14 protein-coding genes are annotated in these 12,224 nt (G+C 64.4%); 6 read left to right on the top strand and 8 right to left on the bottom strand.

What is annotated here, in order from left to right; translation table 11 throughout:
• Positions 1-1,990 (top strand): AMP-binding protein (locus A2J02_RS16895; RefSeq protein WP_156516255.1); only part of this gene is annotated, 1,990 nt, incomplete at its 5' end.
• A 69-nt stretch (positions 1,991-2,059) separates the two neighbouring features.
• Here the strand turns inward: A2J02_RS16895 and A2J02_RS16890 are convergent.
• The 8 genes from A2J02_RS16890 to A2J02_RS16855 form a co-directional block, all read right to left on the bottom strand.
• Positions 2,060-2,995 (bottom strand): esterase/lipase family protein, encoded by a 936-nt coding sequence (locus A2J02_RS16890; RefSeq protein WP_068051404.1) that lies wholly within the window; start codon positions 2,993-2,995, stop codon positions 2,060-2,062.
• Between the two features lie 149 nt (positions 2,996-3,144).
• Positions 3,145-4,035 (bottom strand): glycosyltransferase, encoded by an 891-nt coding sequence (locus A2J02_RS16885; protein ID WP_068051402.1) that lies wholly within the window; start codon positions 4,033-4,035, stop codon positions 3,145-3,147.
• A 46-nt stretch (positions 4,036-4,081) separates the two neighbouring features.
• Positions 4,082-4,936 carry an ABC transporter permease gene (locus A2J02_RS16880; RefSeq protein WP_068051400.1) on the bottom strand — a complete coding sequence of 285 codons (855 nt, stop codon included), beginning with the start codon at positions 4,934-4,936 and terminating at the stop codon, positions 4,082-4,084.
• 10 nt (positions 4,937-4,946) lie between these two features.
• Complete coding sequence (locus A2J02_RS16875; RefSeq protein ID WP_068051398.1) at positions 4,947-5,804, bottom strand: ABC transporter permease; 858 nt, start codon at positions 5,802-5,804, stop codon at positions 4,947-4,949.
• Positions 5,801-6,772, bottom strand: coding sequence for a daunorubicin/doxorubicin resistance ABC transporter ATP-binding protein DrrA (locus A2J02_RS16870; protein WP_068051396.1), 972 nt, complete (start codon positions 6,770-6,772; stop codon positions 5,801-5,803). Before A2J02_RS16870 ends, A2J02_RS16875 begins: the two co-directional genes overlap by 4 nt.
• 122 nt (positions 6,773-6,894) lie before the next feature.
• Positions 6,895-7,848, bottom strand: coding sequence for an AurF N-oxygenase family protein (locus A2J02_RS16865; protein ID WP_068051394.1), 954 nt, complete (start codon positions 7,846-7,848; stop codon positions 6,895-6,897).
• Between the two features lie 34 nt (positions 7,849-7,882).
• Positions 7,883-8,785, bottom strand: coding sequence for a prephenate dehydrogenase dimerization domain-containing protein (locus A2J02_RS16860; protein ID WP_068051392.1), 903 nt, complete (start codon positions 8,783-8,785; stop codon positions 7,883-7,885).
• A gap of 12 nt (positions 8,786-8,797) precedes the next feature.
• Positions 8,798-9,292 (bottom strand): hotdog fold domain-containing protein, encoded by a 495-nt coding sequence (locus tag A2J02_RS16855; protein ID WP_068051390.1) that lies wholly within the window; start codon positions 9,290-9,292, stop codon positions 8,798-8,800.
• A gap of 491 nt (positions 9,293-9,783) precedes the next feature.
• Here A2J02_RS16855 and rpsJ point away from each other — a divergent pair, with 491 nt between their 5' ends.
• The 5 genes from rpsJ to rplB all read left to right on the top strand — a co-directional run.
• Entirely contained in the window at positions 9,784-10,089 is a 306-nt protein-coding gene (gene rpsJ / locus A2J02_RS16850) for a 30S ribosomal protein S10 (RefSeq protein WP_003938093.1), read from the top strand.
• A gap of 14 nt (positions 10,090-10,103) precedes the next feature.
• The gene (rplC, locus tag A2J02_RS16845) at positions 10,104-10,769 is read left to right on the top strand and encodes a 50S ribosomal protein L3 (RefSeq protein ID WP_027496309.1); all 666 of its coding nucleotides are present in this window, start codon (positions 10,104-10,106) and stop codon (positions 10,767-10,769) included.
• Positions 10,766-11,443: a 50S ribosomal protein L4 gene (rplD, locus tag A2J02_RS16840; protein ID WP_068051387.1), complete on the top strand. Its 678-nt coding sequence runs from the start codon at positions 10,766-10,768 to the stop codon at positions 11,441-11,443. Before rplC ends, rplD begins: the two co-directional genes overlap by 4 nt.
• A complete protein-coding gene (gene rplW / locus A2J02_RS16835) occupies positions 11,440-11,745 on the top strand; it encodes a 50S ribosomal protein L23 (RefSeq protein ID WP_027496310.1) in 306 nt (101 codons plus the stop codon). The genes rplD and rplW overlap by 4 nt, the downstream gene beginning before the upstream one ends.
• Before the next feature lie 39 nt (positions 11,746-11,784).
• Positions 11,785-12,224, top strand: a 440-nt coding sequence (rplB, locus tag A2J02_RS16830; protein ID WP_068051385.1) for a 50S ribosomal protein L2, incomplete at its 3' end; no start/stop codon positions are given.

Here is a 12,224-nt window from a genome sequence, read left to right as displayed (position 1 = left end):
GAAGACGGCCACGACGTTCGACGTGTCGTTGTGGGGGTTCTTCCTGCCGCTGCGTACCGGGGGTCGGCTGATCGTGGCGGCCCCGGGCGCGCAGCGTGATGTGGAGGCCGTGGCGGCCGATATCGCCCGTCATGGTGTGACGGTGACGGATTTCGTGCCGTCGATGCTCACGGTGTTTGCCGAATCGGTTGCTGCGCAGTCCATCTCTTCGCTTCGGCACATCTTCGTGATCGGTGAGGCGTTGCCCGCGCGGACCGTGGATGCGTGCCGCGCGGTGTCGGATGCTCGGGTGCACAACTTGTACGGACCGACCGAGGCGGCGGTGAGTGTCACCTATCGCGATGTCTCCGAGGACGTCGCGGTGGATGGTTCGGTCTCCATCGGGGTGCCGGAGTGGAATACCTCTGTTCACGTTCTCGATTCGCGGTTGCATCCGGTGCCTGCGGGTGTGCCGGGCGAGCTCTACCTCGCCGGGGTGCAGTTGGCTCGGGGTTACGTTGCGCGGCCGGACTTGTCTTCGGAGCGTTTCGTCGCGAACCCGTTCGGCGATGCTGGGGCGCGAATGTATCGCACCGGCGATCTGGTTCGGTGGGCGATGGATGGCGGGCGGCTCGAGTACATCGGTCGGACGGACTTTCAGGTCAAGTTCCGTGGGCAGCGAATCGAGTTGGGGGAGATCGAGACTGCCTTGACGGCGTCTCCGGCGGTGAGTCAGGCCGTTGTGGTGGTTGCGCAGCTATCGGTGGGGGAGTCGCTGGCGGCGTACGTGGTGCCCGCGGTAGGAGCCGACATCGAGGTCGAGGCGGTCCGGTCGGAGTTGGGGTCGGCGGTGCCGTCGTACATGGTGCCGTCCGCGTTCGTGGTGCTCGACGCTTTGCCGCTCAACGCGGCGGGCAAGTTGGACCGTCGGGCGTTGCCCGTCCCGGAATTCGAGATCCGCGAGTTCCGGGCTCCGCGGACACCGGTCGAGGAATCGATCGCGGCGGTGTACTCGGACGTCCTGGGTGTCGAGCGTGTCGGGTTGGACGACGACTTCTTCGCGTTGGGTGGCAACTCGCTGCTGGCGGTCAAGTTGGTGTCCAAGCTCGGAGCGGCCGTGGGCGGCGGACCGATACCGCTGAACTGGTTGTTCGTCGACGCCTCCGTGGCCTCGCTCGCCGCGCGGATCACGGCAGCGACGACTTCGCCGATCGAGGAGGCCGAATCCAGCGGGCTGGAGACATTGATTCCCCTTCGAGTCGGTGGTTCCGAGTCACCGCTGTTCTGCATCCATCCCATCGTGGGGCTCTCCTGGGGCTTCGGTGGATTGTCGGCGTACCTGGGCGAGGACCGTCCGATCTACGGGTTGCAGTCACCTGCCCTCTCCGGTGCCGAACCCCTGCCGGAATCCATCGAACAGTGGGCCGCCCTGTTCGTGAACAAGATTCGCAGCGTGCAGCCGTCCGGCCCGTACCACCTGCTCGGTTGGTCGATGGGCGGATCGATCGCGCACGCCATGGCTGTGCAACTGCAGCACGAAGGCGAGTCGGTAGCAACACTGGCGATGATGGACTCGTTCGTCGCGGGCAGGACCGAGCACCTCGTGGACCGACCCGTGTCTGCCGGAGAGATGCTCGGCGGCCTGGGCCTCGGAGCGGACACCGATATCGAGATCGAAGAGCTCACGGTCGATTCCGTGGCGGAACTGTTGGCATCGATGCCTGCTCCGTTCGACGCGATATCCCGCGATCGGATAGCCGGGATACTGGACGGGATCGCCCGCTCGGCGGAGCTGATCGACTCGTACGTGCCACGGACATTCGTCGGGCGGTCGATCCTCTTCGCGTCGGTCGTCGACGATCCGACCGGAACCGTTGCCGCGTCGACGTGGGAGGACGCGGTCGACGGGGGCGTGAACGTGGTGCCCGTGCATTCCACCCACTGGCAGATGGCGTCGCAGTCTGCGCTCGCCGAAATCGGACCGGTGTTGCAGTCCGAGTTGGACCGGTAGACCGTCGAACACGACCGGGGCCTCACGACGCGATGTCGTGAGGCCCCGGTGGTGACGGTTCGCGCTGTGTCAGCAGGGTGCAGGCGTCGTCGCTGCGTACTCGGGATCGAGCGCCGACTTGACCATGTACAGAGGCGCCGGGTCGGTGACGAGACCGACGTGGGACGTCGTCGCCGCGGGGCACACGTCCTGAACCCAGACGTTGTGCACCATCGCCGGGTCGCCGGACTTGAGGAAGGTGTTCGCGGGCGGCGTCGAGACGGTGTCGTTGCGCGTGGCGATGACGGTGTATTCCACCCCGGGTTCGACGTCTCCGCCCTCGTTCAAGCTGGTAAGCGTCGTCGAACCGACGAGTTGCTGGGCACCCGCCATGTTGTATGTCAGGGGGGTGAGTGCGTCGCCGGGCAGACCGAGGGAGGTGAGCAATTCGGAGAGTTGCTGCAGACCACCGAAGGTCGTGCCGTGATTGGTGGCACCGAGGGTGACCAGCGTGTGAACCTTGTTGCGGGCTGGGTCCTGCGCATCGGTGCCGCCATCGAACTTCATGTACTGCCGAGTGGCGGTGCCGCCCTGCGAATGGCCGACCATGTCGACTTGCTCGGCACCGGTTGCCGCGAGTACTTCGTCGACGAAACGGCCGATCTGTCGGCCTGACTCAGCGATGTCGCCGGAGCCCCAGATGGTCGTGCCCGGGTCGAGGAGGAGCGAGACGCCGCCGTAGTTGGGGGCGAAGACGCAGTAGCCCTCGCTCTTCAACTGCGGTGCCAGGATCTTCCACGTGGACGCATCCATCTTGGTTCCGTGGACGAGCACAACCGGACGGGGATGGGCCGCGCTGGGAACACAGCCGAAGTCGTTGGCACCCTCGAGTGCGGGGGTGGCCGATACCGAGGTGCCGGTGGGGGAGGGTGCTGCAGTCGCCGTTCCCGCCCCGGTCAGGCACAGGGCACCGGCGACGGCGGCAGCAACCGCCGTGGGCAGCACTCGGGAAAGCGTGTTCGACATGGCCTCGATCTCGTGTGAAGGCGTGGGACGCGCCGCCGGTTTCGGCAGGCCTGTGTTGTCGACCGTAACATCGGTCATCCATCCGTTACAGTCGCGCGGATCAAGACTGCAGGCCGGGTGGGTCGGTGAGCCAGTGGGTGTGTCCGACGTCACCAGCTGAACGCGCGATAGGCGATGCCCCCGCGAATTTCGCCGACCCGGATGAAGAGGGCCCTCGACCAGTGACCACGGGCCAGCCCGGTCCATGCCGTCGGTAGCAGCGGATTGCGAACCAACAGGGCTGTCCACCACGACAGGACCGTACGAACTTTCATGGCCGGGCACCCCTGGGGCCGATAGATTCCCCGCAGCTTGGCGAAGCCGAATCCGAGCCGGAACGACTGGCGCAGCATGGGTCGGAGCTCGGCGCGCAGTCTGTAGGCCACGACAGTGTCGGTACTAAAACCGAGGGTGTAGCCGGACAGTTGCGCGCGCCAGCAGAATTCGACGTCCTGGCTGGCCCTGAACCGGTTGTCCATGCCACCGACATCGCGATAGACCGACGCCCAACAGGCCATGCTGGCCCCGATCGCGAACGGCAGGAAATCCGTACGGCCCTGGTTCTCGGGCGGTGTGGTCGGAGTCCAGGACAACGCTCGCGCACTGTTCAGCGTGTGCGTCTCCACTGCGGTACCCGCCACGTCGAACGTCCGAGCGAGCTCGGCGAGCGTTCGTAGCCACGATGGGTGCACCACGTCGTCCGCGTCGCAGAACATCAACAGGTCGCCGGAGGCGCTCTCGGCACCGCGATTGCGTGCGTGCGCCGCCCCGACCTGCTGTGACGCGTCTACGCAGGTCAACTGCAGTCGATCTCGTAGGGGATGTGAAGCGACGTGATCGCTGACTCGTCCGTCGCCGGCATTGTCCGAAATCAGCACGTCGAACGGATAGTCGACATCTTGCTCCGCCAACGCCTGCAACTGGGCGTCGAGCAGGGGATCGAGCGAGCCCACAGGAATGATCACCGAAATCGACGGATGTGCGGTGTACGCATCGTTCACGACGTCACTTCCGATCGGGGCCGTGGGTTGACCGGAGCCACTTCGGTCAGCCTTCCGAAGATGCCTTCTTGTAGCCGCGGATTGCGGGGATCAGAAACACGACTGCCATTCCGAGTGACCATGCAAGAGTTTGCAACACCGGTGTCAGGACCGGACCACCCATTGCCAGGTTTCGCATTGCATCCACCGCGACCGACATCGGCTGCGCCGCGACGACCGGTTGAAGCCAAGGTGGGTAGGCCAGCACGGGTACGAAGCCGGCGTTGAAGAACATCAGAAGTGTGGCGAAGATCGACACGACTTCGACCAGGGGTGCGTCGCCGGCGACGGTGGCCAGGAATGTCACCATGACCGCGAACCCGATACCGAACACGATCGGCACCAGAATCAACAAGATGCCGGCCGGAATTCCCTGAGTGAATCGGAACCCCATCGCGACACCCGCCAAAGTGATGACGATGGTGGTGACGAGTACTCGAACTGCTTCGGCGATCATCCTGCCCAGCAGACCGGCGGCACGATGCGTCGGTGTCGTCCAGAAGCGCGACAGCAAACCCGATTTACGTTCGCCCTTGAGGCCGACCGCGCTGACGATCGATCCGAACATCGCTCCGACGAGAGCGATCATCGGCACCTGGCCGTAGATCGCCGGAGCTCCGGTGGCCGCGGAAATCGAGTTTCCGAGCACGACACGGAACATGACCAGCATCAAGGCGGGGTACAGCAACGCCTGAATCATCGTCGACGGATCGCGCATCCATCGCGTCAACAGTCGCTTGGCCTGGATCAGACTGTGGGTCCAGAGAGCACGGACAGACCTTTCGCCCAGCACCATGTTGGGTTCGGGGAAGGTCAAGCTGGATACGCGGGTCGTGTTCACCGACGCTTCGGACATCGTCATGTCGGACTCTTCACTCTGGCCTGGAGCTCGCCCAGATGGCGAGCGGTACGAAGAACAGGATCAAGCCGGTCACCCACGCGAGCGACGGCCACAACACCTGGAAGGTGACTCCGCCTTCGGCCATATCGCGCATTGCGAAGGAGAACTGCGAGATCGGCTGGTTGCGTACGAACGGTCGGATGAGTTCCGGGAATCCACTCTCCGGGACGAACCCGCACGACGCCATACCGAGAATGAGCTGGGGGAGGGTCAGTACCTGGCTGGTCGCTTCGGGACTCTTCGACAGAGTTCCGATCGCATCGGCCCCGATCGACAACGTGGTGCTGATCAGCATGGCGAGTGCGCAGAACAACAGGGCCTGACCGAACCCTGCCGTGAAGCGAAAACCGATCACGTAACCGAAACCGAGGGCGGATACGAGAGAGACCAACGAGCGGACGACACCGCTCGAGATTCGTGCCACGAGTGGCACACCCCGCACGACGGGCATGGTCTTCAACCGTGAGTTCAGGCCACTCATCGCCTCGGCCGAGGCACGCTGTGCCGCCGAGATCGCGGTGAACGCCATGGCCTGCAGCACGATGATCGGCATCAGGAACTGGGCGTAGTCGATGCCCTGCAAGCCCATGACGAACTTGAGAGGCAGATAGAAGCCGACGGTGAAGATGAGCGGGGCGATGACTGCGACCAGCAACTCGCCCTTGGTCAGCATGGTCCACAGGGCACGGCCGGTGAGGGCCTGCCACTGCACGAATCCCGACGGCTTCGTCCTCGACCGCCGTTTCGGCTGCTGAGCCGTCGAACCGACATCGGTCCGTCGGACGGCTCTGGCCTTCGAATCGGCGACGCCTCGCGTAGTGGCCGTCACGGTGTGGTGCTCGTCTGGGAGTGCCCGGTGAGGGTGAGGAACACGTCGTCGAGCGACGGGCGGCGCAGAGCAATGTCGGCGAGCACGATTCCCCTCGCATCGATACGGCGCAGAATCTCCGACAGAGTCGCCGCGCCGTCGGGTGCAGGAACGGAGAGCCGGTCCGAGGCCGCGGTGATCTCGGCGTGAACTGCCGCGGGGACCATGTCGCCCAGGGCTTCGGCGGCCGCACGGAGTTGGCCGGGATCGAGGGGAACGACCTCGCAGTAGCTGCCGCCGGTCATGGCCTTGAGATGGTCCGACGTGCCCTCTGCGATGACCGTGCCCTTGTCGATGACGATGATGTTGTCGCTCAGAACGTCTGCTTCTTCGAGGTACTGCGTCGTCAACAGAACGGTGATGCCCTGCGCCTTGAGCGCCTCGACCAGCGACCAGACACCCTGCCGGCTGCGTGGGTCGAGTCCGGTGGTCGGCTCGTCCAGGAACACGACCTCCGGCCGCACGACGAGGCCACAGGCGATGTCGATGCGGCGACGCATACCACCCGAGTAGCCGCGCACGGGGCGCTTGCCGGTATCGGAGAGGTCGAACTCGTCGAGCAGCGCCTTGGCGCGGGCCTTCGCGGCCTTCTTGTCCAGACCCATCAGACGACCGAAGAGCTCGATGTTCTCGCGGCCGGACAGTGTGTCGTCGAGCGCCGCGTACTGCCCGGTCATCATGATCGAGCGGCGTACTGCCGGAGCGTCGGTTGCGACATCGTGACCCGCCACGAAGGCTCTGCCGCTGTCGGGTGCGATCAGGGTGGAGAGCACCTTCACGGTCGTCGTCTTGCCTGCACCGTTCGGGCCGAGAATGCCCAGAACTGTTCCCCGCTCCGCGGAGAAGCTGATGCCGCGCAACGCTTGCACATCGCCGAAGGACTTGTGTACGTCCTCCACGTGTACGGCTGCGTGTTGAGCTGACGACATCGAATCTCCGAGCTGTCGGGGGGAGTGGTGGGACCGGACCCTGTGGAGTCGAGGGCCACTACTTGATAGCGAAATTCGCCGTGGATGTTACGTGGAGGGGCGTCGTTGCGTGAGTTCCGCAGTCAGCCCCAGTCGATATCGATACTGTTCTCGACGTCGAGTTTTCGGCACAGAGACCGCAACCCGCTGTAGTCCTGAACCAACGCGCGCCGGCTCTTGTCCTGCTCGACATCGGCGAGCATCGCCTCGGCTCCCAGCACGCCTTCGAGCTCGAGAATGCGTCCCCAGGTGGAGAAGTCGCTGCTCGAGAACGCGTCCATGCCATCGACGAGGCCGTCCAGGAACTTCTGCCGGTCGTCGGGACCGAGTCGCTCGAAGACGATCGCGGCCATGTCGTCGGCGATGGACGCATGGCAGTACTCGTCGCGGTTGTGCAGCTTGACCGTTGCCCGATTGATGGGCTGAATGACGTCGTCGTCCTCGATCAGGTCCAGGTACGACGTGATGGAGATCTCTGCAACCGTCATGAACGCGAGGGAGCTGATCGCTGCCGACCATGGGTCGTCACTGTTCGCCTGTGCCGCGCGTTGCCGGCGCACGGTGGAGCTGAACGGCAGAGAGCGTTCCGACAGAGACCAACCGCGTCCGCGTCTGGTGGCTGCGCTCGCGTTGAGGTGCATCAGGGTGTGGTACTGCTCGTCCACCATGGCCTGGGTCACCGCAACTGCGAGGGTGTCACCCATCCCGGTCTCGAACACGTCTTGCGCCAACAGTGCGAAACCGGGATGAACGACATGCTGCTCGACGTCCATCACGTTCTTGTTGAACGCGATCCAGCCCCATGCCCGAAGTCGATTCTGTTGCTGGGGAGTGGCACCGGTGAAGGTGTCGTGTTCACCGAACGGGATCAGAGCGTCGGGAAAATCCTGCTTGGCGACGTCGAACAGATCGTCCAGCTCGGGTTCGGGCTTCTTGACCGTCGCGCGTTGTGACCAGTTCTTCGCCAACCGCGCGACGACGGCGCTCTCCACGACATCGGCGGAGTCGAATTCCGGCAACGACGGTTGCTCCAGCATCGCGTGCCTCCGCTTTCCGCTCGTCCGACTGCGGCTATCGGTTACCGCCGCTGCCTCGAACGATACCGAACATCTCCGCACACAATGCTCGATACTGATCTCCGTTCCCGCCCAGAGCGGCTTCGGCCTGCGTCAACAGGCGAGCGAAGTCGGCCTCGGAGCCGGAATCGACGGTCTCGCTCACCGTCTGCGTCGCGCGTTGCAGCGCCGCCCTGGCATCGGCGGCGTGCGGATTGCCTGCCTGTACGTCCCAGTAGACCTCGGGTTCACCGCCGGTGATGCGCGCCAGCACCGCAAGCATCGTCGCGTGTGGGGGAGGCGCAACGGCGTCGATGTCGTCGAAGGGAAGGTCCAATTCGGCCAGAGCCAGGCCGAACGCCAGCACACTGGCGTGTGTCAGGGCCTGCGTCGCGGCGGCGAGGCGATCATGGCGTGCAGCGTCGAGGAGCACTACTCGACCGCCCCATCGCGAGATTCCTTCGAGGAAGAGATCCACCGGCGGGCCGGGTCGGTGCACGACGGCGGCGACGGGACGTCCGGCCATTCCGAGCGACGGGGCGAACATGGGATTGATTCCCATCACGGCACCGATCGGACGTGCGCCCTGCACATGGCGCGAGAAGCCGGACTTGACCGACAGGGTCTCCACCAGCAGAGCGTCGGGCCGCAGAGCAGACAGGTCCGCCGCCAGGGCCACGGATTCGGGCACCGCCAGAATGACCGTCGCCGCACGTGCCAGCACTGCGGCGAGCTGTTCGTCGGGCGCGGTGATGTCACCGACCGTGACGGGAAAGGCGTCGGGACCGTCGTGGATGTCGACGACGGTGACCGAAGCGCCGTCACCGCGCAGCAGGTCGACCATCAGACGTCCGACCGCTCCCGAACCTCCGACCACAATCACGGAGTTGTCGGGCTCCGACCGTGTCACCGAGTTCATCGGTCGAGTATGTCAACGCGATGCGGCGGAGACCCAGATGGTGATGTCCGCGTGCACCACCTCCATGCCTGCGGTGTCGCGGATCGCGACCGGCACGACGATGTCGATGCCATCGGTGACCGTCCCGAAGTCGGGGACCTCGTCGAGTGCGGCGACCGCGCGCAGCGATGTGGTGGCCTTCGTCAGATACTGGACCGTCATCGATTTGGGGATCCATCGGTGCGAGGTGGGGACGGTCGCCTCGGCGAGCATGCCCATCGCGACCTCGGCGAGGTTGCAGGCCGCGATGGCGTGGAAGGTGCCCAGGTGGTTTCGAATGCCGAACCACTTGGGGGCAGTGACCTCGCAGCGCCCCGGCTCGAGCGCGACGACACGGGGCAGCACGGATGCGAAGTACGGAACCCGTAGGCACATACCTACGGAGAAGAGCGTGGAGCCGACAGTGTTGTTCGGTAGCTTCGACCAGGCGCGATAGGTCGCGCCGGTAGTGTTCTCGACGGTGGTCATGGCGCTACCTTACTGCTCGGTAAGGTAGTGCGATGGCAATCGATCGGCCCCGAGTTGATCTGATGCCCGGTCTGCGGCATACTGGTCGGGTTGCCTGGACACGGGACGCGCATGCGTGCGGCCTGAAACAGGTGAGTCGGCCGAAAAGCCGACTGAGCAAGAACATGAGACCAGCGCTCCACGTGAGCGCGTCCGGAACACCAGCTCGATCGGTGCGGATTTCGTTCGATTCGGATGGTTGAGGCGAAAGTTTCAGCGCAGAAGAATGAGCGGAATCGCGACACGCCCGACCGCGTGGACCGGAGAACCATGACAGATGAAGAGCGGCAACGGAATCAGGTCACGCCTGGTCGTCAACGTTTTTCACTGTCGTGTGTGCACGAAGGCAGTTCGAGTCGGTGGGTTTCCCACGGCTCGGGGACTGTGCAGACGAGGTGGAGCAGGCCGAACGGCCCGTTCTACGACCAAGCGGCAAGAAAAGGACACTAAGCGTGGCGGGACAAAAGATCCGCATCAGGCTCAAGGCCTACGACCATGAGGCGATCGACGCGTCAGCGCGCAAGATCGTCGAAACGGTCACCCGTACGGGTGCCCGCGTCGTCGGACCGGTGCCGTTGCCGACAGAAAAGAACGTGTACTGCGTCATCCGTTCGCCGCACAAGTACAAGGACTCGCGCGAACACTTCGAGATGCGTACTCACAAGCGGCTCATTGACATCCTCGACCCGACACCGAAGACGGTGGACGCGCTCATGCGCATCGACCTCCCGGCCAGTGTCGACGTCAACATCCAGTGAGCGCGGAGACAACGATGACTGATAACAAGAACCGGCCTGCAACAGGAATTCTGGGCACCAAGCTCGGAATGACCCAGGTCTTCGACGAGAACAACCGCGTCGTTCCGGTGACCGTGATCAAGGCAGGCCCCAACGTGGTCACCCAGATCCGCACCCAGGAACGTGACGGCTACAGCGCCGTCCAGGTCGCATTCGGTGCGATCGACCCGCGCAAGGTGAACAAGCCCACCACCGGCCAGTTCGAGAAGGCAGGTGTCACGCCGCGTCGCCACATCGTGGAGATTCGCGTTGCCGACGCCTCGCAGTTCGAGGTCGGCCAGGAGCTCACCGCTGCAGTGTTCGAGGACGGCGCATACGTCGACGTCACCGGCACCAGCAAGGGCAAGGGCTTCGCCGGAACCATGAAGCGTCACGGCTTCAAGGGTCAGGGCGCGAGCCACGGCGCACAGGCCGTGCACCGTCGTCCCGGATCCATCGGTGGCTGCGCAACGCCCGGTCGCGTCTTCAAGGGGATGCGCATGTCCGGACGTATGGGTGGCGACCGCGTCACGACGCAGAACCTCTCGGTCCACAAGGTGGACAGCGAGAACGGTCTGCTGCTGATCAAGGGAGCGATCCCGGGCCGTCGCGGCAACGTCGTGATCGTCAAGTCTGCATTGAAGGGTGGTGCACGGGCATGACCAGCCTCGAGAAGAACACCGAGACCAAGCTGACGCTCGATGTCAAGGAAGCCGGCGGCAAGACCAACGGCACCGTCGATCTCCCCGCGGAGATCTTCGACGCTCCGGCGAACATCGCGCTGCTGCACCAGGTCGTCATCGCACAGCTTGCAGCTGCTCGTCAGGGAACCCACTCCACGAAGACTCGTGGCGAGGTTCGCGGCGGCGGCAAGAAGCCGTACCGGCAGAAGGGCACCGGCCGCGCCCGTCAGGGTTCGACCCGCGCTCCTCAGTTCGTCGGCGGTGGCACGGTCCACGGACCGCAGCCGCGCGACTACAGCCAGCGGACCCCCAAGAAGATGAAGGCCGCCGCATTGCGCGGAGCCCTCTCCGATCGGGCCCGCAGCGAGCGTCTGCACGTCATCACCGAACTGGTTGCCGGACAGGTTCCGTCCACCAAGGGTGCGAAGACGTTCCTCGCCGAGATCTCGGACCGCAAGAAGGTCCTGCTCGTCGTCGGCCGCGAGGACATCGCAGCCTTGAAGAGCGTTCAGAACCTGGACGGCGTGCACCCTATTGCACCCGACCAGCTCAACACCTACGACGTGCTCAACGCCGATGATGTCGTTTTCAGCGTGGAAGCGCTGAACACCTTCATCGCTGGGCCTGCAAAGAACGAGGAGGCAAGCAAGTGACCACGATCGCCGATCCCCGCGACATCTTGCTGGCACCGGTCATCTCCGAGAAGTCCTACGGACTGATCGAAGAAGGCACCTACACGTTCCTGGTGCACCCGGACTCGAACAAGACGCAGATCAAGATTGCCGTCGAGAAGATCTTCGACGTCACCGTGACCAGCGTCAACACGATGAACCGTCAGGGCAAGCGTAAGCGGACCCGGTTCGGTTACGGCAAGCGCAAGGACACCAAGCGCGCGCTCGTAACGCTCTCCGCCGACAGCAAGCCCATCGAGATCTTCGGAGGTCCGGTCGCGTAAGCGACTGGGACTCTTCGGATATAGAGGACGAGAAGACTCATGGCAATCCGTAAATACAAGCCGACAACCCCGGGCCGTCGTGGCTCCAGCGTTTCCGATTTCGCTGAGATCACGCGTTCGACCCCCGAGAAGTCGCTGATCCGCCCGCTGCACGGTCGCGGTGGACGTAACGCACACGGTCGTATCACCACCCGACACAAGGGTGGCGGTCACAAGCGTGCGTACCGTCTCATCGACTTCCGTCGCAACGACAAGGACGGCGTGCCGGCCAAGGTCGCTCACATCGAGTACGACCCCAACCGCACCGCGAACATCGCACTGCTGCACTTCGCAGACGGCGAGAAGCGCTACATCGTCGCACCCAAGGGCATCGCCCAGGGCTCGCCGATCGAGCAGGGTGCCAATGCCGACATCAAGCCCGGCAACAACCTGCCCCTGCGCAACATCCCGACGGGTACGACCATCCACGCGGTCGAGCT

Source organism: Rhodococcus sp. EPR-147, assembly GCF_001647185.1.
In the GTDB taxonomy this organism is placed as follows: Bacteria; Actinomycetota; Actinomycetes; order Mycobacteriales; family Mycobacteriaceae; genus Rhodococcoides.
The sequence above is the reverse complement of the archived record's forward strand: the minus strand, read 5'-3'. Positions and strand labels throughout refer to the sequence as shown.

Excerpts from the sequence above, each read along its gene's own strand:
- A2J02_RS16890 (WP_068051404.1), bottom strand. The coding sequence starts at position 2,995 with ATGTCGAACACGCTTTCCCGAGTGCTGCCCACGGCGGTTGCTGCCGCC.
- A2J02_RS16880 (WP_068051400.1), bottom strand. The coding sequence starts at position 4,936 with ATGACGATGTCCGAAGCGTCGGTGAACACGACCCGCGTATCCAGCTTG.
- A2J02_RS16870 (WP_068051396.1), bottom strand. The coding sequence starts at position 6,772 with ATGTCGTCAGCTCAACACGCAGCCGTACACGTGGAGGACGTACACAAG.
- A2J02_RS16865 (WP_068051394.1), bottom strand. The coding sequence starts at position 7,848 with ATGCTGGAGCAACCGTCGTTGCCGGAATTCGACTCCGCCGATGTCGTG.
- A2J02_RS16860 (WP_068051392.1), bottom strand. The coding sequence starts at position 8,785 with ATGAACTCGGTGACACGGTCGGAGCCCGACAACTCCGTGATTGTGGTC.
- A2J02_RS16855 (WP_068051390.1), bottom strand. The coding sequence starts at position 9,292 with ATGACCACCGTCGAGAACACTACCGGCGCGACCTATCGCGCCTGGTCG.
- rplC (WP_027496309.1), top strand. The coding sequence starts at position 10,104 with ATGACTGATAACAAGAACCGGCCTGCAACAGGAATTCTGGGCACCAAG.
- rplD (WP_068051387.1), top strand. The coding sequence starts at position 10,766 with ATGACCAGCCTCGAGAAGAACACCGAGACCAAGCTGACGCTCGATGTC.